We start from the raw sequence: 25,312 nt of genomic DNA, 5'->3' as shown, positions 1-25,312 counted from the left end.
TAAAATAAACTTATTATTTTCTATGGTACAGGATCATAACCACCTTTTGCAAAAGGATTACATCTTAAAATTCTCCAAATACCAAGCCATGTCCCCTTGACTATGCCATGCTTTTTTAAAGCTTCTATAGCATACTGTGAACAGGTAGGAGTATAAATACAATGTGTTCTGACCTTCAGAGGTGACAAAAATATCTGATAGAACCTAATAAGCTTAATCATTCCTGTTTTTACTAAACTATTTATTTTCTTCAACATCTTCTTTATCCAGTCTATGTGATTTTAGCAAATGTAAATAGGCACTTTCAAGTTTATGATAATCCTTCACATCTGCACCTACTCGAACTACTACTATTATATCTAATCCCTTTTTCTCTATCTTATTCAGCCTAAAAATCTCTCTAAGCTTTCTTACAAATGTATGTCTGACCACACTGTTTCCGTTTTTCTTTGAAACTGATATACCTATTCTGTTATAGGTAAGAGCATTCTCATATACATACATGACAAGAGCTTTATTGGCATATGACTTTCCATTCTTATACACCCTTTGAAAATCAGTATTACTCTTTAAAGACGGAAAATTCTTCACACAAACTCCTTAATGCATCTGCATCATATATAACTATATACTGATATTGGGTTAAAATTTGTTAATCCCAAACTGATACTGCCGTAAACTAAAGGGATAGTCATAAGACTATCCCTACGTAATCTTCGACAGATAAACCCTTTGCTACAAAGTAGCACTATCTGTTTTGGCTATTGCCTTATTTTTTTAAGCTGATAATCTGGCTCTTCCTTTTGCTCTTCTGGCAGCTAAAACTTTTCTACCACCGGCAGAACTCATTCTTGCTCTAAAACCGTGAACCTTAGATCTTTGTCTCTTCTTAGGTTGAAATGTCATTTTCATGATCCGGCACCTCCTTACTTCTTTTCATTTTCTAGTCTTTCTCAAGTCTATGTTCTTCACTTTCTAAAGAACGCACCCTAGTATTATATTAAAAGAAGCCTCTCAAGTCAATAGATTTATCTTTCTTCACTGATTTTTAATAATGTTCCTGCTATTGCTAAAGTCAAAATTGCTGACACTATTGCCTCAGCCACTCCCTGTGTGCCTATAATACCTACTATCACATATGGAAGCTGTGACAACTCTCTACCTGTTGCAGAAGCATAGTGTTGTCCAAATAGGAAGTAAATACCGCTCATTACCAAAATAGTATTGGTAACCGCCGCCATAGCTCCGGATACCGCCAGTGCCAACTTTACTTTTCCGGTTTTTCTGACAGCACTAAATACAAGTGCCGCCACCACACCTACAAGTATTCTTGGAACAAAGCATACAATAATTGATCTTATTCCGCCTGTATATCCTGCTATCGCCGGTGCAAACGGTGAAAAACAAAATGATGTAGGGTTCGGCATAAATGTATTCTTCCACATACTGCCAAGTGCAAATACAAATCCCAGTCCCGCACCCTCTTTTACACCAAGCAAAATGGCACCTATAGCTACAGTGACATGAATGATTGTCGCATTCATTATTCCAAGTGGTATGAACCCTAAAATAGGTATCAGTGTCTGAATTATAATGATTGCTATAAAGATAGCCATAATCACCATTTTCCTTGTCTTTTGATAAGAATCTCTCTTCATTTTTTTCTCCTCTCGCTACTACTCCTATTGGATATAATGCACTTAATATTATAACTTTAAACCTCCTTGTTATCAATAATTTTATTATAATTCAGCAAGTATTATTACCTGATACCGGGCAGTTTTTAATATCAACTCTTTCATATGTATCTTTCACCATATAATAGGAAGAAAAAAGTTTGAAATTTATCCACATAAAAAAACTTTTCAACATAATTATCCACATTTACAAGTTTTAAAATCGCTCTCCACAGTTAACTGTTAATAACTTAGTTATCCACATTTTGTTGATAACTTGTGGATAACTTTGCTCATCGCTATGTTGATATCCTCTCCAACGGCTTATTTTAAGCCATTCATGTTGTCAACATTGTTTTCCACACTCTGTGTATAAGTATATTTACACCCACTTTTTAACCACAAAATACTATGGATAATTTGAGGATATATATTTATAAACTAAGTTATCCATATTTTTGTGAACATTTATGTGGATAACTTTATTTTTCGGCTGTGATTTACATTGATATGATAACATTTTTTTGCTATACTTTAATCAGTTAGAAGTATCCTAAAGGAGTAAAAAGGATGATAGATAAGATAAAATCCGGTTGGGAAAAAATAATCACTTTTTTAAGAGATGATTATGAACTTTCCCCTGTATCATTCAATACGTGGATAAAACCCATGATTCCTACATCTATTGAGAAGGACTCAAGGGGAAATTTCACACTTATTATCACGGTTCCTTCGATGCCTTTTAAAACTTATGTTACAAAAAAATATTCCTTATCTTTAGCAGTTGCTATAGAGGAAATTACCTTTATCAGGTGTAATGTTGTTTTTAAAGAAAAAAAAGAACAGGAATCAAAAAAAGTCCAAAAAAAGTTAATAGACAACAAGAGGCATCCTGTAAACGATCTGAAGCTTTTAAGCTCCAATCTAAACCCTGCATACACCTTTGACACCTTTGTCGTAGGTAAAAGTAATGATCTGGCACATGCAACCGCTATAGCTGTAGCCGAATCACCCGGAAGCCAAAATCCCGGTGAACACTATAATCCTTTCTTTATATATGGAGGTGTCGGTCTTGGAAAAACTCACCTGATGCACTCCATTGCACACTATATATTGGAGCATAACCCTGATGCCAATATTTTATATGTCAGCAGTGAAAAATTCTTAAATGAATACATTGATGCACTTAAAAACAGCAATTTGGCGGAGTATCGTGCAAAATATCGCAATGTTGATGTACTTTTGATAGACGATATTCAGTTCATCGGCGGTAAGGATGCTATACAGGAGGAGCTTTTCCATACCTTTAACGCACTGTACGAACAAAAAAAACAAATTATACTTTCCTCAGATAAACCTCCAATGGAACTGAAAAATCTTGAGGAAAGACTTCGATCAAGATTTGCCTGGGGTGTGGCGGTAGAGATTTTTTCTCCGGACTTTGAAACCAGAATGGCAATACTTCGCAGCAAAGAAGAAAGAGACGGCAAAAACATAGACAATGAAGTAATACAATTTATTGCTACCAATATAAAGAGCAATATAAGAATGCTTGAGGGTGCGCTTAACAAACTATATGCTATGAGCAGGTTAAACAAAAACCAGGAAATAGATATAGATCTGGCAAAATCAGTGCTTAAAGACATGATTACACCGGATGCGCCTACCAAAATTACTTCAGAATACATTGCTACCGTAGTCGCGGATCACTTCAATATCACTGTAGCGGAGCTGAAAGCCAAAGGACGAAAAGAACCTGTAGCCACTGCCAGACATATTACAGTATATCTTTGCAGGAAAATGACTAATGACACACAGACAAAGATAGGTCAATTTTTAGGAGACAGAGATCACTCTACAATAGTCAATTCCGAGGATGTAATAACTAAAAGAATTACTGCCGACAGTGAGTTAAATCAAACGATTGAAACTATCAAAAAAAAGATTTCTCCACAATAATCCAAATTATACGGGTAGTCGGCAAACATAGTCATGTTTACAAAAATCGACCGAAAATCCAGTGTTTACAAGGGTTTTAAGACTTTTACACTTATCCACACCCTATAATAATACTAATACTAAAATATATTTAAATATTTGCTATGGCGAAGCCACACAGACTTTTTGCTGTAGCCGGAGGGAAAATGAATTTAAAATTTCAAAAAACACAATTGGTAAATGCACTCAGTATAGTTATGAAAGCTGTATCTACCAAAACAGCAAGTGTTATTTTAGAATCAATACTTATAAATGCTACAGATAACAGAGTTGTTTTAGACGCTACAGATAATGAATTATCAATTCAGACAGAAGTTGATGCAATAATAGTCGAGGAAGGCGGTGTGGTACTGAATGCAAAGCTTTTTTCTGAAATTGTCAGAAAGTTTGAGGATAATGAATCTCTGATAGAACTGGATGTTGACAAAGACTTTAAAACTACAGTCAAATGTGAACAGGCGGTATTTAATATTATGGGTATCGACCCGGTAGAATTTATTCCGATGCCGAACATTAAAAGAGATGATTCTATCAAGATGTCACAGTTCAGTTTAAAGGAGGTTATACGTCAGACTGAGTTTTCTACAGCAATAAGCGATATAAACAGAATGATGGGCGGTGAGCTTATAGATGTTAAGGACAATGTAGCAAAGTTTGTTACATTGGACGGTCACAGAATGTCCATCAGAAATATTAATCTGATAGGCGAATATGAAGATCATAGATGTGTGGTACCTGTAAAATCCTTGCAGGAGATTATGAGGATAATAGGCAGTGATACTCAAAAAAATGTTAATATATATTTTTCAAAGGATCATATACTTTTTGAATTTGACAGAACTTTGGTGCTGTCAAGGATTTTAGACGGTGAATTTTTCAGGATTGAGAGTATGCTTTCAAGAGATTATGACACCAAGGTGACTGTAAGCAGACTTAAGTTTCAGAGTGCTATTGAGCAGTCTATGATACTTATCAGAGAGAATGAGCATAAGCCGATGATACTTGATATTGAAAACGGAATGCTCAAAATATCTGTAAATTCATCACTTGGATTTATGGATACAAAGGTGAATATTGAAAAAAGCGGAAGTGATTTAAAGATTGCTTTCAATCCGAAGTTTGTTGTAGATGCACTTAAGGTTATTGATGATGATTTTGTAGATATATATTTTACAAATGCAAAGTCACCCTGCTTTATAAGAGATAATGAGAATACATACACATATCTTATATTGCCGGTTAATTTTATCGGATAGAGGTATTATGCAGGAAGTTAGAATCAGAGATGAGTATATAAAGTTGGAACAGGCTATGAAGCTTGCAGGTGCCGTATCTATGGGATCTGAAGCCAAGATGGTAATACAGGCCGGTAAGGTTTTGGTAAACTCCGAAGTGGAGCTTAGAAGAGGCAAAAAGCTTAGAAACGGCGATATTTTCACATACGAAAACAATGATTATAGAATCATTGGAGCTTAAGGACTACAGAAACTATGAGAATTTAAATATAAAACTGTCAACCGGGGTAAATATATTCTATGGCGACAATGCACAGGGTAAGACCAATATTTTGGAGTCGATATACCTTGCCACCACTTCAAAATCTCATAGAGGTAGTAAAGATAAGGATATAATAAGATTTGGTGCAGGTGAGTCACATATCAAACTGATGATAAAGAGAATGGATGCGTCTGTCAGAATGGATATGCATATAAAGAAAAACAAAGCTAAGGGAGTGGCCATTAACGGCATTCCAATCAGAAAGCTGAGTGAGCTTTTCGGTACCTGTAATGTAGTGTTTTTTTCACCGGAGGATCTGAATATTATTAAGAGAAGTCCTAAGGAGAGAAGAAATTTTGTAGATATGGAACTTTGTCAGCTGAATAAGGTCTATGTGTCCACCTTGGTAACTTATAATAAGGTTCTTGAGCAAAGAAATAAACTGCTTAAAGAAATAGGTTTTAAGACCGGTTTGGAGGATACTTTAGACATCTGGGATATGCAGCTTATAAAGTATGGTACGGATTTGATTTCTTACAGAGAAGAGTTTGTAAAAAAGCTGAATGAAGTTATTTTTGATATACATTCAAGACTTACAGGTGGTGAGAAGATAAAAGTAATCTATGAGAAAAATATAGAAAAAGATAATTTTGAAGCCGAGTTGAGAAAATCAAGGACAAATGATATAAAGTATAAGACTACAAATGTCGGACCGCATAGAGATGATTTTTCATTTTTTTTAAATAATGAAATGGATCTGAAGAAGTTCGGTTCACAGGGGCAGCAAAGAAGCCTTGCACTGTCACTCAAGCTTTCCGAGATAGAGCTTATTAAGGTCAGATACGGTGAGTTTCCGGTATTATTGCTTGATGATGTGTTATCAGAGCTGGACGGCAAGCGTCAAAGTCATCTGCTTGAGTCTATAAGGCATATACAGACCCTTATTACCTGTACCGGTGTTGAAGATTTTTTGAATAAATCTTTGGATATCGGCAAGGTGTTTAATGTAACAAACGGTATTGTAAAAGAATCTGAATATAAATAATATTGTATACAAAGATTTTGTAAATAGAATTGTATTAGTCATAAATGCATTTTTCTTTATGTATTTTTATACAGATACAAAATAAGTGAGAAAATATATTAATTGTTTAATTTTAATATATTTATACAATTTTTTTTAAAGTAATATATAAAAAATAATGTTAAAATCTTTGTAAAATTCAGTTAAAATTTGCATCGTTAAAAATTTTATGATATAGTACTGCCCATAGATTTACATAGGTCTATTTATAAACTGATTTTGGAGGTTATATTTTTAATGAGCAAAAAGAAGATTAATACATTTATAGGATCAATCGGAGCATTTATCGGAGTTTTAGTATTTTTATCTTATATACCACAGATTATAGCAAATATAGGCGGTGCAAAATCTCAGCCGCTACAACCGCTTGTAGCGGCTGTATCTTGTTTATTATGGGTTATATACGGATTAACCAATGAGTATAAAATAGATTATATACTTATTATACCGAATGCGGCAGGTGTAGTTTTCGGATTTTTGACTTTTATAACAGCTTTGTAATAATGTATATTTGAGGGGTGCGCGGCACCTCTTTTTTCTTATTATATGGTGTTTCATATTTCAAAAAAAAATGTTATAATATAGCGATGAAATTTTTTATTGCAGATGAGGAGCGATCCTAAAGATAAATTAAAGGAGTGTAGTATGAATACAGAGTATGGAGCATCCCAAATACAAATACTGGAAGGATTAGAGGCGGTGAGAGTAAGGCCCGGGATGTATATCGGTTCAATATCATCAAGAGGTCTTCATCATCTTGTTTATGAGATAGTAGATAACTCTGTAGATGAAGCTCTTGCAGGATTTTGTACTGAGATAGAAGTCAGTATCAATGAAGACAATTCTATAACTGTAAAGGACAACGGCAGAGGTATACCTGTAGATATTCAAAAGAAAGCGGGGATACCTGCCTTAGAGGTGGTATTTACCATATTGCATGCCGGAGGAAAATTCGGCGGTGGAGGATATAAGACCTCAGGAGGTCTGCATGGTGTAGGTGCCTCGGTAGTAAACGCGCTGTCTACATGGCTTGATGTAAAAGTCTATAGAGACGGCAAAGTCTATCATATGAGGTTTGAAAAAGGAAAAGTTGTAGAGAAGATAGAAGTTATAGGCGAGTGCGATCCTCAAAAAACAGGTACGGAGGTGAGCTTTTTACCGGATGCCGGTATATTTGAAGAAACGGTATATGACTTTGATATACTAAAGATAAGACTTCGTGAGACTGCATTCCTTACTAAAGCGTTAAAGATTACCCTGATTGACAACAGAGAAGAAAAAAGAAAGATGTCCTTTCACTATGAAGGCGGTATCAAGGAATTTGTGACCTATCTCAACAAGGGAAAGGTGCCGATATATGAGGATGTAATATACTGTGAGGGTACTAAAGAAAAGGTAATGGTTGAAGTTGCAATGCAGCATAATGACAATTACTCGGAAAGCATATATACCTTTGTAAATAATATCAATACTCCTGAAGGCGGAACGCATCTGTCAGGTTTTAAGAATGCACTGACAAAGACATTTAATGAATATGCAAGAAGCAATAAACTTTTAAAGGACAGTGATGAGAATCTATCGGGTGAGGATATCAGAGAAGGGCTTGTTGCCATTATATCGGTAAAGATAGAGGATCCTCAGTTTGAAGGACAGACTAAGCAAAAGCTTGGAAATTCAGAGGCACAGACGGCTGTAAATTCTATAGTGAGCGAACAGCTCACATATTTTCTTGAGCAAAACCCGACTGTGGCTAAGATTATCAGTGAGAAGGCTATCACGGCACAAAGAGCAAGGGCGGCTGCCAGAAAGGCAAGAGATCTTACAAGAAGAAAATCAGCTCTTGATAATATGAGCTTACCGGGGAAGCTGGCGGATTGCTCAAGCAAGAATCCGAAAGAATGTGAAATCTTTATAGTTGAGGGGGATTCTGCCGGCGGTTCGGCAAAGGGTGCAAGAAGAAGAGATACACAGGCTATACTGCCGCTTAGAGGAAAGATACTTAATGTAGAGAAGGCAAGACTTGATAAGATATATTCAAATGCCGAGATAAAGGGAATGATTACCGCATTCGGTACAGGAATACATGATGATTTTGATATAACAAAGCTTCGTTACAATAAGATAATAATAATGACCGATGCGGATGTGGACGGAGCACATATTGATACACTGATGCTTACATTCATATACAGGTTTATGCCTGAGCTTATAAAGGAAGGTCATGTATATCTGGCACAGCCTCCACTGTATAAACTTGAGAAGAATAAGAAAGTTTGGTATGCATATTCCGATGAGGAGTTAAACAATATTCTAAAGGAAGTCGGCAGAGATCAGAATAATAAGATACAAAGATACAAAGGTTTGGGTGAGATGGATGCGGAGCAGCTTTGGGAAACGACCATGGATCCTGAACGTAGAGTATTAAAGAAAGTAGTACTTGATGAGTCCATGCTTTCAGAAACTGATGTTGTATTCAGTACTCTGATGGGAGATCAAGTGGCTCCCAGAAGAGAGTTTATAGAAGCAAATGCAAAATACGTATCGAATTTGGATATTTAAAAAGGTAGGTTAAAGTATGGAACCAAATGTTTTCGACAAGTTTAATGAGATCGACTTAAAGAAAACCATGGAAAAGTCATATATTGACTATGCAATGAGTGTTATTGCAGCAAGAGCACTTCCGGATGTAAGAGACGGATTAAAGCCGGTTCAAAGAAGAGTGCTGTTTTCTATGATAGAACTGAATAACGGACCTGATAAACCGCATAGAAAATGTGCTCGTATTGTCGGAGATACAATGGGTAAATATCACCCGCATGGAGACTCATCAATATATGGGGCACTTGTAAATATGGCGCAGGACTGGTCTATGAGATATACTCTTGTGGACGGGCATGGAAATTTCGGCTCTGTGGACGGTGACGGTGCGGCCGCCATGAGATATACGGAGGCAAGACTCTCAAAGATTGCTATGGAGATGCTTGCCGATATCAATAAGGATACTGTAGACTTTGCTCCGAACTTTGACGAGACTGAAAAAGAACCTACAGTGTTGCCGTCAAGATTTCCAAATCTTTTGGTAAACGGTACTACAGGTATTGCGGTAGGTATGGCTACAAATATTCCGCCACATAATATTAAAGAGGTGATAGATGCGGTAGTAAGGCTGATAGATAATAAGATAGAAGATAAAGATACCACTATTGATGAGATAATCAGCATTATAAAAGGGCCGGATTTTCCTACCGGTGCCAATATATTAGGGCTTAGAGGTATTAAAGAGGCATATACTACAGGTAGAGGAAAGATAAAGGTAAGAGCGGTCACTGAAATAGAGTCTATGTCAAACGGCAAGAGCAGGATTGTGGTCAGTGAGCTTCCATACCTTGTAAATAAGGCAAAACTTATTGAAAAGATTGCAGAACTTGTAAAAGATAAGAGAATAGACGGTATCACAGATCTGAGAGATGAGTCAAACCGTGAAGGAATGAGAGTTGTAATAGAACTTAGAAAAGATGTGAATGCCAATATTATATTAAACAGATTGTATAAGCATACACAGTTACAGGATACATTCGGTGTAAATATGCTGGCTTTGGTTGACAATCAGCCTAAAGTATTAAATATCTTGCAAATGCTTCAGTACTATCTGGCTCATCAGGAAGATGTCGTTACCAGAAGAACCAAGTATGAGTTAAACAAAGCAAAAGAGAGAGCTCATATCTTAGAGGGACTGCTGATTGCCCTTGACAATATTGATGAAATCATAAAGATTATCAGAGGCAGTGCAAATGTAAATATTGCCAAGGAAGAGCTTATAAAGAGATTCGGACTTTCTGATGTACAGGCACAGGCGATAGTGGATATGCGTCTGAGAGCTCTTACAGGACTTGAAAGAGAAAGACTTGAATCCGAGTACAATGAGCTGCTTGCAAAGATAGAGTATTTTGAAGGAATACTTGCAGATGAGAAAAAATTGCTTACACTTATAAAAGAAGAAATCCTTGTAGTTGAAGATAAGTACAAGGATGACAGAAGGACAGGCTTTATGCAGGATGATGATATGGAGGATGAGGATCTTATACAAAAAGAAGATATTATCATCGCAATGACAAAGCTCGGATATATAAAGAGGATGAGTCCTGACAATTTCAATGTTCAAAACAGAGGCGGTAAGGGCATCAAGGGTATGCAGACCATTGATGATGACTTTATTGAAGATATTGTTATGTCAACCACTCACAATGATATATACTTCTTTACCAATAAAGGTAGGGTTTATACTATCAAGGGATATAAGATTCCTGAGGCTTCAAGGACCGCAAGAGGTATTGCAATAGTAAATTTATTGCAGTTACAGCCTGATGAGAAGATTTCCGCGATAATCCCAAGTGAAGCAAAATCAAATGACGGCTATCTCTTTATGGTTACAAAAAACGGTACTATAAAGAAATGTCAAATAAACTTATTTGACAATATTAGAAAGAACGGACTTGCGGCTATCAACCTCACAGAGGATGACGAGCTGATAGAAGTAAAAGTTACTCATGGTGATGATGATCTTATCATTGTTTCAAAGTACGGTATGTGCATCAGAATCAATGACAAGGATATAAGGGCTGTGGGTAGAGGTGCAACAGGTGTTCGTGGTATGAGACTGAATACAGGTGATGAAGTCATAGGAATGCAACTGGCATCTCAAGGGGAATATTTGCTTCTTGTTTCTGAGTATGGATATGGAAAGAGAACAAAGATATCTGAGTTTAAAGTCCAAAACAGAGGCGGTAAAGGTATCATATGTTATAAGGATAATGAAAAGACAGGTAAGCTTGTCGGTGCAAAGTTGGTAAATGAAGACAGAGAGATTTTATTGATAACTACTGAGGGAATTATTATCAGAATAGAGGTCAGCGGAATATCAATACTGGGCAGAACAGCCAGCGGAGTGAAGCTTATGAACGTAGACAGAGAAAGTGATACCAAGATTGCAAGCATTGCAAAGATCAGAGAAGAAAAAAATACCGAATCTGATGAAGAGAGCAATGAATAGAAAGGAAGTAAAATGCAAAAGATACCATTTTTGACATTGGAACAGGTAAAGGAAATTGTAAAGACATATCCTACACCATGGCATATATATGATGAGAAGGGAATCAGAGAAAATGCCAAGAGATTAAACGAGGCATTTGGCTGGAATAAAGGTTTTAAAGAGTATTTTGCGGTGAAGGCCACTCCGAATCCTTTTATAATGAATATATTAAAGGAATATGGATGTGGTGTGGACTGCTCTTCCATGGTTGAGCTTGAGATGTCGGATGCCTGTGGATTTAGCGGCAAAGATATAATGTTTTCATCAAATGAGACCCCTATTGAGGAGTTTAAGTTTGCAAACGACCTTGGAGCGATAATAAACTTGGATGACATAACACATATTAAGTATGTGGAAGAGGTATGCGGCAAGTTGCCCAAGACTATGTGTGCAAGATATAATCCGGGTGGAGTCTTTACTATGTCAAACGGTATAATGGATAATCCGGGAGATGCAAAGTATGGAATGACTCCCGATCAGCTTATAGAGGCCTTTAAGATAATGCAGTCAAAGGGTGTAAAGCATTTCGGTATTCATGCATTTCTTGCCAGCAATACTGTAACAAATGAGTATTATCCCAAACTTGCAAGAGAGCTGTTTGAGTTTGCAGTAAGGATAAAGAATGAAACAGGTATCAATGTGGAGTTTATCAATCTGTCAGGAGGTATCGGCATACCTTATACTCCCGACAGTGAGCCGAATGATATTTTTGAAATATCAAATGGTGTAAAGAAGGCGTATGAAGAAGTGCTTGAGGCAAACGCTATCATGGATGTAGCCATATTTACAGAGCTTGGAAGATATATGCTTGCACCATATGGTGCTTTAATAACAGAGGCGATACATGAGAAGAATATATATAAGCATTACATCGGTGTGGATGCATGTGCCAGTAATCTGATGCGTCCTGCTATGTACGGAGCTTACCATCATCTTACAGTTCTCGGTAAGGAAAATGAGAAAGCAAGTGAGGTCTATGATGTGGTGGGTTCACTTTGTGAGAATAATGATAAGTTTGCTATAGACAGGAAGTTGCCGAAGATAGAAAAGGGAGATTATATCTATATTCATGATACGGGAGCACATGGCTTTGCAATGGGATATAATTACAACGGTAAGCTTAGGTCTGCGGAGTTACTCTTACAGGAGGATGGAAGTGTGAAGATGATAAGAAGAGCGGAGACCGATAAAGACTATTTTGCAACCTTTGATTTTTGTAATATAATGGATAAATATTTAAAATAAGATCTGCATATTTTTTAGAAATATAAGAAATTAAAGGGGATAAGTTAATATGATCTTTAAAAGAAATCGGTCTGTATGCTTTATGTCAATAGTGGTTTGTTTTCTGTTTATCTTTTCACAAAAAGCATCGGCATCAACAGGAGTTTATGTTCCTGATCCTGTAACAAGTTTTGTGGCAAATGTTAAGGATGCAGCCTATGGTGCAACAGGAGACGGTGTCAGTGATGATACTGCGGCGATACAAAGGGCTATTGATGCGGTTTCTGCGGCAGGTGGAGGAATCGTAGACATTCCGGCAGGAAACTATATGATTAACACATTGTATCAGACAGGAAACAGCTATGAGAAAGCCGGACTGGTACTTAAAAGCAATATTATTGTACGTATTGCAAGCGGTGCAACACTTTATGCGATTCCGAACGGAGAGAAGTCCTATCAGATGTTCAGTATCACACATGTTGACAATGTACATATAATAGGGGGTAGATTAATCGGTGACCGTGATAATCATATCGGAAATCTTGGACAGACCGGATACGGTGTCCGAATCACTGATGCTACAAATGTGGTTATTGAAGATTTGTATGCCGGTGAATTTTGGGGAGACGGAGTATTTTTAGGAGAAAACAGTAAAAATATTACTATTTACAAAGTTATTTGTGATCATAACCGTCGTCAGGGAATGTCGATTGTAGGCGGTCAGAATGTTAAAATACTTGAATCTGAGTTTAAACGTTCTGACGGTACACCTCCAAAGTCGGGAATTGATATTGAGCCTGAGGGAGATTATCCGATTGCAAAAGATATTGAAATACGTGGCTGTTTATTTGAAGGGAACACTACAGGCTTTGTGGTAAGCAATCAGTATGCAAACAGTGTTGCAGCAAATATTACATTTGCCGACAATACTGTTCGTGATAATATATACGGAGTAAATCTGGTAGGATTAAAAGGCGGTCTGGTTACAGGTAATAAAGTTTATAATGATCAAACCATAACAGAAATCGATATACATTGGGGTATCAGGCTTCGCAATAACGGACGCTATTCAACAAGTAATGTCAAAGTCAGCGAAAACACTGTATATGGAGGAAATATCGTTGACAGCACAGGAGAGAGCAGTAATACAGTTCAAAACAATACCTTTAAGTCTGCGGTATATATTCTCGGTATAGCACATGCCGGAAAAACACTTAGTGCCAAGGTATATGACGGCGATTATGGAGAACTTCATGTTCATAATTCCATACTTGTTCCGGCATCTTCAATTTCTTCCTATCAGTGGTATGCAGACGGAACAGCAATTGACAGTGCAACAGGGTCAAGCTATATTCCTACAGCAGCAGACTCCGGAAAAAAGATTACTGTGAGGGTTCAGTATACTGATAAAGCCGGAAATGCGGAAGATGCACTAAGTTCTCCTACACTGCCGGTGAATTATGCAAACCATGCACCTACAGATATCACACTCAATCCTCTTTTTATCTACAGCAATGAATATCTGGCGGAAGTGGGACGTTTGAGCACCACAGATCCTGATGCCGGAGATTCACACACATATACTGTTGATGATGAGCGCTTTGAAGTTGTATATGATAATCTCTTGCGTTTGAAAGGAGACAACTATATACCGTTCGGTTCCATAGGAACAATAACTCTTAATGTAACGGCGACAGATGCACTTGGTGCTTCTTTTACAAAAGCCTTTACAATAGAGGTGACAAAACCTAAGAATCAACCTCCAAAAAAGATTACTCTTTCCAAAAATACAGTTACATCAGGTATTCCCGGTGAAGTTGTAGGAAAGCTTACAACTATTGATCTTAATGTAGGCGATACACATACCTATACTTTAAGTGATTCACGTTTTGAAGTAAGTTCTGACGGTATGCTTAAGTTAAAAGAGGGTGTGAGTGTAGATGCCGCTACAGAGTCAAGTATCTATTTGCAGGTAAGGGCGACTGATTCAGGAGGCTGGGTCTGTACAGAAAACTTTACTTTGCAGGTACAGTCGGGAACAACAAACAATAACGGAGCGACTAATAATACCGGAACAGCAAACAATAACGGAACAACTAATAACACCGGAGCAGCAAATAATAACGGAACAACTAATAACACCGGAGCAGCAAATAATAACGGAGCGACTAATAACACCGGAGCAGCAAATAATAACGGAGTAACAAACAATACCGGTGTCTCAACACCGTCTGTACCGGAACGCAGCAAAAGAGACAGTTTAGGAAGCTCAGGTGGCAGAGATTCAGGATCTTCTTCACATAGTCGCAGAAGTACCGGGCTAAAGAATGGTGGTGCTTCATCCAATTCCTACTCTTATATTCAAACAGGCGGTAAAGTATATAGTCAGGGCAGTTGGAAAAAGGAAGGAAACATATGGCGACTTGAAGTTGACGGTTCACGGGCAAAATCCGCATGGGCATATATCTTAGAAAATTGGTATCTTTTAAACGATAGAGAAGAGATGGTGACCGGCTGGGCAAATGTTGACGGAAGATGGTATTTTATGGACGGTTCAGGCGCAATGAGAAGCGGATGGCTTAAAGATGCGAGTGGGGAATGGTATTATCTGAATCATATATCTGACGGTACCAAGGGTGCTATGCGTGTAGGATGGCATCAAATCGACAATAAGTGGTATTATTTTAATACAGTTTCCGACGGTACACAGGGAAGAATGCTTAAGAGCAGGAGAACACCGGACGGTTATCTACTTAAAGCGGACGGAAGCTGGGATGAGAGTGTCTCAAAGGAGTAAATTTAATTTAAAACTGTTTATATATTTAAGAAATAATTCATAATAAGTTTAACAGTATTTCAATTATTTTACGGTGAAGTGTGATAAGATTACATCATCATAAAGAAGCACTTACAATGAATCCTATATATAGAAATCCTTAAGAAAGCACCCGAGTCGGGTGCTTTTTTAGTGTTATTCAAATGTATCTTAAAATCATACCTTGCTTAAAATTTAAGAAATTGATAGAATGTACAAGATGTTTTAAGTTATATCTTTTGATATATATTTTTAAGAGGAGAATGGAAATGATTGATAAGATATCATATCTCTTTGGATTCTTAGGCGGTCTTGGGCTGTTCCTGTACGGAATGCATATAATGGCGGACGGAATGCAAAAGACTGCCGGCGGAAAGATGCAACAGTTCCTCAGTAAGATAACCGATAACAGATTTACAGCTATCTTATTAGGTGCGGTAATAACAGCCATAATACAAAGCTCAGGTGCTACCACGGTAATGGTGGTAGGTTTTGTCAGTGCCGGAATGTTAAGCCTTGTACAGGCTGTAGGTGTAATCATGGGTGCCAATATCGGTACCACAATTACAGCATGGATAGTATCACTTGGAACAATAGGAGATTCGCTCAAGCTCTTTCAGCCCGGATTCTATGCACCGTTAATGATTGGTATAGGTGCAATATTTATACTGTTTTCAAAAGCCGATAAGAAAAAGACCATTGGTGAAATAGTTCTGGGACTTGGAATGTTATTTTTGGGACTTGACCTTATGGCAGGAAATATAAAGCCGTTCACCACCGCTCCGATATTCTCGGAAGCATTCAGAATACTTGGAGGCAATCCGATACTTGGTATTATAGTAGGTATTGTAGTAACCGCCTTGATGCAAAGCTCATCTGCGTCGGTAGGTATTTTACAGACACTTGCATTTAACGGTGTAGTAAATACAGCGGCGGCAATATATATCACACTTGGACAAAATATAGGTTCCTGCGTTACAGCAATTATCTCAAGTGTAGGAAGTTCAAGAACGGCAAAGAGAGCGGCCGCCATACATCTTCTCTTCAATTCAATAGGTGCAATAGTCTTCGGTATACTTGGATTTATCGTATTTACAGTGAATACAAAACTTGCAAATCACACTATAAATGCTGTAGAGATTTCAATATTTCATACATTCTTCAATCTTACAATGACCTCTCTACTGTATCCTTTTGCAAATCTGCTTGTAAAACTTTCAGGAATGCTTGTAAGAGGCAAGGATGAAGAGGTAGTGGAGACTAAAAAAGAGCCTGTATTACAGGTGGATGAAAGAGTACTCCTTACACCTGCATTTGCAGTACAATCAGGAAGTGTGGAGGTGGCACGTATGGGAAGTATTGCACTAAAGAGTTTGAATGCCGCAATGGGTGCCATTAATACTAAGAGTTTGGATGATTTAAAAACAGTTGCACAGTGTGAGCAGACTTTAGATGATATGCAGGAAGCACTGACGGAGTATCTTATAAAGGTAGACAACCTTTCACTAAGTGAGAGTCAGAAAAAGCATGTAAACAATCTTTTCAATATGGTAACCGATATAGAAAGAGTCGGAGACCATGCAGATAACCTGTCTGAAAATGCCAAGTATATGATTGATAATAATCTGGAGTTCAGTGAACTTGCCAAGGAAGATTTGGCAGAGATAGCAAGGGATGCTATAGAGGCCTTTGAAATATCTATAAATACAGGCGGAACTGATGCACTCAGTACAGTAAGAAAAGTAAACAAACTTGAAGATAAGGTGGATATGCTTGAAGACGAGTTGAGAGAAAAGCATATTGACAGATTGACAAAGGGAGAGTGCAAGCCGCAGTCGGGTATTGCATTCCTTGATATTATAAGCAATTTGGAGCGTGTATCAGACCACGCTACAAATATTGCAGGATATTTAAAAAATGAAATATAATAAGAAGTTTCAAATATATACTTGCAATTATGTTTATAATTTTGTACAATTGACATTGATCGATGAATAATTATCAAATGAGATAACATCATATAAATACTAATTTTAGGAGGAACTAAAATGTCGGTAAAAGTAGCAATTAACGGTTTTGGTCGTATTGGTCGTCTTGCTTTCAGACAGATGTTTGAGGCTGACGGATATGAAGTAGTGGCAATCAATGATCTTACAGATCCTAAGATGTTGGCACATCTGTTAAAGTATGATACAACACAGGGCGGCTTTGCAGGCCGTATCGGAGAAGGAAAGCATACAGTAGAGGCCGGTGAGGATTCTATAACAGTTGACGGAAAGAAAATTACAATCTATAAAGAGGCTGATGCTTCAAAACTTCCTTGGGGACAGATCGGTGTAGATGTTGTACTTGAGTGTACAGGATTCTATACATCAAAAGATAAGTCTATGGCACATATAAACGCAGGTGCCAAGAAGGTTGTTATTTCAGCTCCGGCAGGAAATGATCTTCCTACAATCGTTTATGGTGTAAATGAGAAGACACTTAAGGCAAGTGATACAGTTATCTGTGCCGCATCATGTACAACAAACTGTCTTGCACCTATGGCTGATACACTTAATAAGTTTGCTCCTATTCAGAGCGGTATTATGAGTACCATCCATGCTTATACAGGTGACCAGATGATCCTTGACGGACCGCACAGAAAGGGTGACCTTAGAAGAGCAAGAGCAGGTGCTGCAAATATAGTACCTAACTCAACAGGTGCTGCTAAGGCTATCGGTCTTGTTATTCCTGAGCTTAACGGTAAGCTTATCGGATCTGCACAGAGAGTTCCGGTTCCTACAGGTTCTACAACCATCCTTACAGCTGTTGTAAAGAAGGCAGGACTTACAAAAGAAGATATCAATGCCGCAATGAAGTCTGCCGCAAGTGAGTCATTCGGATATAATGAGGAGCAGATCGTTTCATCTGATGTTATCGGTATGAAGTACGGTTCATTATTTGATGCAACACAGACAATGGTAGCACCTATAGCTGATGATTTATATCAGGTACAGGTTGTATCTTGGTATGACAATGAGAATTCTTACACATCACAGATGGTTAGAACAATCAAGTACTTCGCTGAGTTAAAGTAATATAAAAGATAAAGAGACCAAGGCGGTCCGGTCATTTGGATCGGACCGTTTTTTGTAAAATAGGATTAAGTGTGGCAGATATACACTACTTTAATAAATAAGGAGAAACTTATGCTTAACAAGAAAACAGTAGATGATTTAAAGAACCTGAAAGGACAAAAAGTATTAGTTCGCTGTGATTTCAATGTTCCCCTAAAAGACGGAGTTATCCAGAACTATAACCGCATAGACGGTGCAATACCGACAATAAAAAAACTTTTGGATGGCGGTGCCAAGGTTATACTTTGCTCACATCTTGGAAAGCCCAAGGGTGAGCCGCTTCCTGAAATGAGTCTTGCACCTGTAGCTCCTGCACTTTCAGAGAGACTTGGCGTACAGGTAAAGTTTGTTTCAGATTCTAAGGTAACAGGTGAAGAGACAAGAAAACTTGCAAGTGAGCTTAAAGACGGAGAAGTTCTTTTACTTGAGAATACTCGTTACAGAGCTGAAGAGACAAAGTATGGCAAGGATGATGCGGCTGTTGAGTACGCTAAGGAACTTGCAGCACTTTGTGATAACAATATCTTTGTAAACGATGCATTCGGTACGGCACATAGAGCACATTGCTCAAATGTCGGTGTAACCAAGTTCTGTAAGGAGAATGTAGTAGGATATCTTATGGAGAAGGAAATCAAGTTCCTTGGAGAAGCTGTAGAAAATCCTGTACGTCCGTTTGTGGCAATTCTTGGCGGAGCTAAAGTTTCAGATAAGATAAATGTTATCAATAATCTGCTTGATAAGGTAGATACACTTATTATCGGTGGAGGTATGGCATATACATTCCTTAAGGCAAAAGGTGAGGAAATCGGAAACTCACTTTGTGAAGAGGATAAGCTTGACTACGCACTTGAGATGATCAATAAGGCAAAGGAAAAGGGTGTTAATCTTTTACTTCCGGTAGATCATGTAGAAGGCAAGGAATTCTCAAATGATACCGAGTCCAAGGTAGTAGATACTATAGATGCAGGATGGTCAGGATTTGATATAGGACCTAAGACTGTTGCAAACTATAAGAAAGCACTTGAGGGTGCAAAGACTGTAGTATGGAACGGACCTATGGGCGTATTCGAGTTTGAGAAGTTTGCAGAAGGAACACTTGAAATCTGTAGAGCGGTAGCAGATCTGAAAGATGCTACAACAGTTATCGGTGGTGGTGATTCTGTAAATGCTGTTAAGAGACTTGGATTTGCAGACAAGATGACACATATTTCAACAGGTGGCGGTGCTTCACTTGAATTCCTTGAGGGTAAGGAACTTCCGGGTGTTGCAGCTGCCGACAATAGATAAACAGATTGGAGAGCTTTATGTCAAGAAGAAAAATTATTGCAGGAAACTGGAAGATGAATAAGACTCCTTCAGAAACAACCGCACTTATAAATGAGTTAAAGCCTTTGGTTGCAAATACTGATGTGGATGTTGTTTTCTGTGTACCGGCAATTGATATTATTCCTGCTATTGAGGCGGCTAAAGGAAGCAATATAAAAATCGGTGCCGAAAATATGTACTTTGAAGAGAGCGGTGCATATACAGGTGAGATTGCTCCAAATATGCTCACAGATGTAGGTGTAAAGTATGTGATTATCGGACATTCAGAGAGAAGAGAATATTTTGCAGAGACTGATGAGACTGTAAACAAGAAAGTACTTAAGGCGTTTGAGCATGGTATCATACCTATTATCTGCTGCGGTGAGACTCTTACACAGAGGGAACAGGGCATTGCAATAGACTTTATCAGAACTCAGATAAAGATTGCATTTCAGAATGTAAGTGCAGACAATGCAGCTGATGCAGTTATCGCTTATGAGCCAATCTGGGCAATCGGTACAGGTAAGACTGCTACAACAGCACAGGCCGAAGAAGTATGTAAGGCTATCAGAGATTGCATCAAAGAAGTCTATGGAAATGATGTAGCCGAGAAGATTAGAATTCAGTACGGCGGTTCTGTAAATGCAGGCAATGCCGCAGAGTTATTTGCAGAGGCCGATATTGACGGTGGTCTTGTAGGCGGAGCAAGTCTTAAGCCTGATTTCGGAAAGATTGTAAACTATAAATAAAAGTAATCACAGTATAAAAAAACAGGGTCGGTGTTTTGTGCCGATCCTGCTTTTGATATATTTCATATTATAGGCAGTATTATTTTACTTTTACCGTACTTTCAATCCTTGTTTTTGACCACCTTTCATAGAAGAGACTCCTATGCAGTGCGGCTTTTATTACAGCTACAAGCAAGAATAAGAAGTACAACAGATAAAGCAAAATCTCTATTGTAATAACACCCATATCCTTTGAAGCATCAGTATTTATCAAGATAAAATTATCCAATATCCGGCGTATATATAAAGGAATATAAAAGTATACTCCGAAGAATAAACCATAGCGTATAAAGTATGCAAAAAATCTTGGATGACCTCCGTCAGTTGAAACTACAGCTGTACTTGTAATAAAACTTCCAAGAGTAAAGCCTTTAGTAAATATCGGCAAAATAGAAAAATACAGTAAAAGGTTTATTTCAAATGCTCTGAATATATGATAATGTTGCAACAGCGGTCTGTTTAATATAGTGATTATACTTACCGAAGCTATATCAAAAAATAATGAAATAACCCGCCTAAATAGTGATATCTCCCTACCTCTTTTATAGCTTACCTCATCAAGTTCATCTCTGGACGGCAGTATTATCATAAGCGGTCTTACAAGTATATATCCGAATATTCCACCTATAGTATTTACAATAAGGTCATCTACATCAAAGAGTCTGTAACTTCCGGAGTAAATAAAATAAAGTCCGGTTAACTGTGTTATTTCAAAAAATAAAGACAGTAGAAATGACAGTATCAATGTCTGTGAAAATGATCTTTTGAAATAGTAGCGAAGATACATTCCAAACGGTACTGCCAAAAATAAGTTTAAGATATTAACCAAAAAAGCCTTATTCAATACTACAGTCAGCCAGGTTTTCGGTTCACCCGGAATAACATCAGATTTTTTTATTATATCCTTAACAAATAAAAAAGGTTCTAATTGCATCCTATGACCATGTAGAGCAGCCGCCTCTTCTGGTGTAGGAAGGGGAAGAACAACTAAGCAGTACATACATAGTAAATAAAATATAAAAGAGTAAACTATTACAACCTTTAAGCTGAGTATAGATCCGTATTTGTGGTAGTTATAAGCAATATAAGGCAATGTAAAAACAGCCACCACTATCGGAAACAGTACAACAGCTTGAAAGGAAATTATTAAATATTGATTCATATTACCTCCAATGAAACATCTAAGTTGTATCACAAAGCCAAGGTATTAGTCAAGTGTATAGGTCTATACAAAAGGGTTATTGTAGGGATGAGTATTTTTCTCTGTATACTGACGGAGAGATACCAAGTTGTTTTTTAAAGCTAGTACTGAAATAGTACTGATTGGCATATCCGCATTTTATACTTATTTCTTTTAGTGAAAGGGTACTGTTTACTAAGTATTCCTTAGCTGCTTCAATGCGATATGAAGTGATTGTATCACTTATACTTTTATTGTTATTTTTTTTGTATAATGCACTTAAATATGAAGGGCTCATATTTGCATATCTGGCTATATCATTGAGGCTTAGTGAATTATCTTCAAAATTATTTTTAATATAATTATCAACAAGCTCATAAGTTTGGTCATGGTATGATTTTAAAGACAGACTTAGTTTATCACATACTAAATTACAGATTTCTTTCATCCACAGAAAGAATTGATCATAAGTATGAAAGGTATCAAATCCGCTATATACCGAGATTATTTTTTGTTCCAGAGTGCTTGTATCAATATTTATTTCATATAGGAATTTCAATATTTTTCCAAGCAATGAGTATATACGAATAAATATAATATTTTTATTTTCATATTTCTTAGATAATTCATCAAAGAAGTGCCTAAGCCATTCCTCAATAGCAGTATTATCTTTTTTGCATAGCAGACTTATAAATTCCTCTTCAATAAAATCCGAGTTATTCAGTAAGCTGAATTCTTTACCTGTAGCTTCCAATGCATCAAATATATTTTTATTTGGGTAAAAAAATCTATATTTTAAGGCGTGGCAAGCATTTTCATAGGATATATTTAATTTCCATATACTATCTACAATAGTTCCGATTCCAATGCTTATATTGAATACAGAGTTTTTGTAGGAATCAAAAAAAGCTGAGACAGTTTTATGAATGACATATTGAAAATGAGAAGGAGTATTGCTGTTTTGTGCAATTATAAATATTAAGTTATTTAAATCTTGAATGCAATAAATATTATCAAATAATTCACATGCTTTTTTAAAAGTATCTGATATATTTAAAAGTTCCATCTGAAATGTCAATACGCCATCATCTTCTTCAAACAATATCGGACTTTCAATTTCCAATTTTACTATATTAAAGAATGAATAATTTATTTTAAGGTCAAGGTAACTAATATATTTTTCAAAATATTTTGAAGGTTTATTTGATGAGAAATATAATATATCTTGAAAAAGTTTAGTTATCATAAGTTGCTTACTCTCTTTTAAAATAGAAAGATTTTTATGTTCTCTATCTATCTTATCAAAAGCATTTTTTATTTTTTCAGTTAAAAATACATAGTCTATAGGCTTTTCAATATAGTCACATACTCCAAGCCTCACAGCTTGTTTTGCATATTCAAATTTATCATATGCACTTATAAGTATTATTTTTATATATGAATTTATTTTTAATATCTCATGGCTTAGTGTTATGCCGTCTATATTTGGCATTTCTATATCTGTAATTATCAGATCTATATGTTCATTTTTTACATATTCAAGAGCATCTTTACCATTTTGTGCGGTAAAAGATACTTCGGCGTCTAAGTAATTCCAGTCAATATTCATTTTAATACCTTCAGAGACAATATAATTATCATCAATTAAAATTACCTTTTTCAATCGTTTTCCTCCATCTGGGCATACTTTATAGTAATAGTAGTACCCTCATTTAAATAACTTTTAATTGTAATTTCCCCGGAACCAAATTCTGTGCTGGATATTCTTTTATTTACATTGCAAATACCGAAATGTTGGTTATAGTCCACTATATGATTTTTTAATTGGTATCTGATTTTTGACAGCTTATCCGGTTCAATTCCACATCCATTATCATTTATAACAATAATTATTTCATCGTCACCATAACATACAGATACAGATATATGTATGCTTTGATGTTCGGCAGAGTAACCATGTAGAATAGAGTTTTCAAGGAACGGTTGTAATGTAAATTTACATATCAGATAATTCTCTATACCATCTTCCGCGTCTATACTCCAACTTAACGTATCTTTACGACAGAGTTGCTCCATCTCAAGATACAGTCTTGAGATTTCAAGCTCATCTTTTATAGTTATTTTTTCTCCTGATTTTCTAAGAGACATTCTATAAAATCTTGTTAAATTATCTATCATTTGATTGGCTATATCAGGTTTACCGATAGTTTGGCAGGTTTTTATTGTACCAAGTATATTATATAAAAAATGAGGGTTAATCTGTGATTGTAGCAGCTGATATTTAAGTTTCTCCTCCGACACAGTCAAATCAAGTATGGATTGCATATTTCTATTTATAGATTTCTGCATATTTAAAAATGTTAAACCGAGCCTGTCTATTTCATCATAATAATTAGAGTTATTTAAATTTGTTAAATAACTGAAGCTGATACTTTTTTTGCCAAGTTTAAAATTATCCATAGCAGATGAAAGCTTGCTGATTCTGTTTGTTAAATTTGCAGATGTAAGGAAAATTACAAATAGTATTATAGGTATAGATATAAATATAATCAGAAAAAATGTCTGAAGTATAGTATATATATTCCTATAGACATATATTTTTGGAATTTCAGTAACATGATACCAACCATTATCCAGAGCAACTGCATGATAATATAAATTTTTATCAGCATATATTTTTTTCGTATTACTTAAAATGAAATTTAGTATAACATCATCTAATTTTTTACCGATAAGTTCCTTATTTGTATGTGAGATAATATTACCGTTAGCATCCATAATAAATCCTGTAAGATCAACCCCCTCAAAACTTTCATTTAACATATCATAAAACTCACTTGTGTTTATCAGTACTATATATGTATATTCAGTTTCTTTGGTGACTTGATCATTTAGTGTATGCACATAGCCTATTACATCTTGTGATTTTTTGCTGTTATCTAAAACATAGGGTAACTGATAGTTCGGTTTATAAATCCATTTAGAGTCCATATTTACAATATTTTCAAGCCCATATTCTTTTAAATTGTATAGTGGGTGAAAGAATAATCCTTCTGAAGAAGCAATATTTTTTTCATCCAGGAAAATATCTATATGATAAAGATTAAAAGTTGATTTCAGTAGATATATATTATCTCTTACATTTGTAAGTATAGAGAAGTCCTCACTTGTATGTGACATTCTTTGCATCAATGAGTACATATCATATCTGATAGCATCTGATACCTTTTGAACTTGATTTAATCTATTATTTATTCTTATGTTAAGCTGGTCATCTGCAAGAATAATTGAATTTAATATACTGTCACCTGCGATTTTATGTGTAATACTGTATAGTACAGATCCCATTACAATAAGTGGTAATAATGTACATATTAAAAATGAGAATACCAATCTATGATGATATTTTGAAAATATAAAAGATTTCAGATATCTTATAATATACATAAATACCTCCTTGTTTACCTAGAAATTATTATAGACGTAGAGAAAATATAAAACAATACAAACAAAAATAATATAAACGGTTCGTAATAT

20 protein-coding genes are annotated in these 25,312 nt (G+C 36.2%); 13 read left to right on the top strand and 7 right to left on the bottom strand.

Going from position 1 to position 25,312, the window contains the following annotated elements; all coding sequences use genetic code 11:
- Window positions 1-20 precede the first annotated feature (20 nt).
- The 4 genes from yidD to HMPREF0381_RS01240 all read right to left on the bottom strand — a co-directional run bounded on the left by yidD (window position 21) and on the right by HMPREF0381_RS01240 (window position 1,658).
- Window positions 21-257, bottom strand: coding sequence for a membrane protein insertion efficiency factor YidD (gene yidD, locus HMPREF0381_RS01255; RefSeq protein WP_008750037.1), 237 nt, complete (start codon window positions 255-257; stop codon window positions 21-23).
- Window positions 238-591, bottom strand: a complete 354-nt coding sequence (rnpA, locus tag HMPREF0381_RS01250) for a ribonuclease P protein component (RefSeq protein WP_008750036.1) — start codon at window positions 589-591, stop codon at window positions 238-240. Before rnpA ends, yidD begins: the two co-directional genes overlap by 20 nt.
- A gap of 186 nt (window positions 592-777) precedes the next feature.
- On the bottom strand, window positions 778-912 hold the full coding sequence (rpmH, locus tag HMPREF0381_RS01245) for a 50S ribosomal protein L34 (RefSeq protein ID WP_007594921.1): 135 nt from the start codon (window positions 910-912) through the stop codon (window positions 778-780).
- A 116-nt stretch (window positions 913-1,028) separates the two neighbouring features.
- Entirely contained in the window at window positions 1,029-1,658 is a 630-nt protein-coding gene (locus HMPREF0381_RS01240; RefSeq protein ID WP_008750035.1) for an ECF transporter S component, read from the bottom strand.
- Between the two features lie 588 nt (window positions 1,659-2,246).
- Between HMPREF0381_RS01240 and dnaA the strand changes: the two genes are divergently transcribed.
- The 13 genes from dnaA to tpiA all read left to right on the top strand — a co-directional run bounded on the left by dnaA (window position 2,247) and on the right by tpiA (window position 20,556).
- Window positions 2,247-3,635, top strand: a complete 1,389-nt coding sequence (gene dnaA, locus HMPREF0381_RS01235) for a chromosomal replication initiator protein DnaA (RefSeq protein ID WP_008750033.1) — start codon at window positions 2,247-2,249, stop codon at window positions 3,633-3,635.
- Between the two features lie 185 nt (window positions 3,636-3,820).
- Window positions 3,821-4,930: a DNA polymerase III subunit beta gene (dnaN, locus tag HMPREF0381_RS01230; RefSeq protein WP_008753913.1), complete on the top strand. Its 1,110-nt coding sequence runs from the start codon at window positions 3,821-3,823 to the stop codon at window positions 4,928-4,930.
- 7 nt (window positions 4,931-4,937) lie between these two features.
- Window positions 4,938-5,150: an RNA-binding S4 domain-containing protein gene (locus HMPREF0381_RS01225; protein WP_008750031.1), complete on the top strand. Its 213-nt coding sequence runs from the start codon at window positions 4,938-4,940 to the stop codon at window positions 5,148-5,150.
- The gene (recF, locus tag HMPREF0381_RS01220; RefSeq protein WP_008750030.1) at window positions 5,125-6,216 is read left to right on the top strand and encodes a DNA replication/repair protein RecF; all 1,092 of its coding nucleotides are present in this window, start codon (window positions 5,125-5,127) and stop codon (window positions 6,214-6,216) included. The genes HMPREF0381_RS01225 and recF overlap by 26 nt, the downstream gene beginning before the upstream one ends.
- Before the next feature lie 276 nt (window positions 6,217-6,492).
- Window positions 6,493-6,756 carry a SemiSWEET family transporter gene (locus tag HMPREF0381_RS01215; protein WP_008750029.1) on the top strand — a complete coding sequence of 88 codons (264 nt, stop codon included), beginning with the start codon at window positions 6,493-6,495 and terminating at the stop codon, window positions 6,754-6,756.
- A 144-nt stretch (window positions 6,757-6,900) separates the two neighbouring features.
- Window positions 6,901-8,814, top strand: coding sequence for a DNA topoisomerase (ATP-hydrolyzing) subunit B (gene gyrB, locus HMPREF0381_RS01210; protein ID WP_040461006.1), 1,914 nt, complete (start codon window positions 6,901-6,903; stop codon window positions 8,812-8,814).
- A gap of 16 nt (window positions 8,815-8,830) precedes the next feature.
- Complete coding sequence (gene gyrA, locus HMPREF0381_RS01205; RefSeq protein WP_008750027.1) at window positions 8,831-11,305, top strand: DNA gyrase subunit A; 2,475 nt, start codon at window positions 8,831-8,833, stop codon at window positions 11,303-11,305.
- Window positions 11,306-11,317: 12 nt separating this feature from the next.
- Window positions 11,318-12,589 carry a diaminopimelate decarboxylase gene (locus HMPREF0381_RS01200; protein ID WP_008750026.1) on the top strand — a complete coding sequence of 424 codons (1,272 nt, stop codon included), beginning with the start codon at window positions 11,318-11,320 and terminating at the stop codon, window positions 12,587-12,589.
- A gap of 49 nt (window positions 12,590-12,638) precedes the next feature.
- On the top strand, window positions 12,639-15,365 hold the full coding sequence (locus HMPREF0381_RS01195; RefSeq protein ID WP_040461003.1) for a right-handed parallel beta-helix repeat-containing protein: 2,727 nt from the start codon (window positions 12,639-12,641) through the stop codon (window positions 15,363-15,365).
- A gap of 287 nt (window positions 15,366-15,652) precedes the next feature.
- Window positions 15,653-17,311: a Na/Pi cotransporter family protein gene (locus HMPREF0381_RS01190; protein ID WP_207635174.1), complete on the top strand. Its 1,659-nt coding sequence runs from the start codon at window positions 15,653-15,655 to the stop codon at window positions 17,309-17,311.
- 120 nt (window positions 17,312-17,431) lie between these two features.
- Window positions 17,432-18,463, top strand: coding sequence for a type I glyceraldehyde-3-phosphate dehydrogenase (gap, locus tag HMPREF0381_RS01185; RefSeq protein WP_008750023.1), 1,032 nt, complete (start codon window positions 17,432-17,434; stop codon window positions 18,461-18,463).
- A gap of 111 nt (window positions 18,464-18,574) precedes the next feature.
- Complete coding sequence (locus HMPREF0381_RS01180) at window positions 18,575-19,789, top strand: phosphoglycerate kinase (RefSeq protein WP_040461000.1); 1,215 nt, start codon at window positions 18,575-18,577, stop codon at window positions 19,787-19,789.
- A 17-nt stretch (window positions 19,790-19,806) separates the two neighbouring features.
- Window positions 19,807-20,556 carry a triose-phosphate isomerase gene (gene tpiA / locus HMPREF0381_RS01175; RefSeq protein WP_008750021.1) on the top strand — a complete coding sequence of 250 codons (750 nt, stop codon included), beginning with the start codon at window positions 19,807-19,809 and terminating at the stop codon, window positions 20,554-20,556.
- Between the two features lie 79 nt (window positions 20,557-20,635).
- On the opposite strand, the gene HMPREF0381_RS01170 is transcribed toward tpiA, so the two are convergent.
- From HMPREF0381_RS01170 to HMPREF0381_RS01160, 3 genes are all read right to left on the bottom strand, one after another.
- Window positions 20,636-21,757 (bottom strand): VanZ family protein, encoded by a 1,122-nt coding sequence (locus tag HMPREF0381_RS01170; protein ID WP_008750020.1) that lies wholly within the window; start codon window positions 21,755-21,757, stop codon window positions 20,636-20,638.
- A gap of 76 nt (window positions 21,758-21,833) precedes the next feature.
- Window positions 21,834-23,438: a response regulator gene (locus tag HMPREF0381_RS01165; protein WP_008750019.1), complete on the bottom strand. Its 1,605-nt coding sequence runs from the start codon at window positions 23,436-23,438 to the stop codon at window positions 21,834-21,836.
- Window positions 23,435-25,222, bottom strand: coding sequence for a sensor histidine kinase (locus HMPREF0381_RS01160; protein ID WP_008750018.1), 1,788 nt, complete (start codon window positions 25,220-25,222; stop codon window positions 23,435-23,437). Before HMPREF0381_RS01160 ends, HMPREF0381_RS01165 begins: the two co-directional genes overlap by 4 nt.
- Window positions 25,223-25,312: the final 90 nt, after the last annotated feature.

Source organism: Lachnoanaerobaculum saburreum DSM 3986, assembly GCF_000185385.1.
Taxonomy (GTDB): domain Bacteria; phylum Bacillota; class Clostridia; order Lachnospirales; family Lachnospiraceae; genus Lachnoanaerobaculum; species Lachnoanaerobaculum saburreum.
This window is presented reverse-complemented; position numbering and strand designations above follow the sequence as displayed.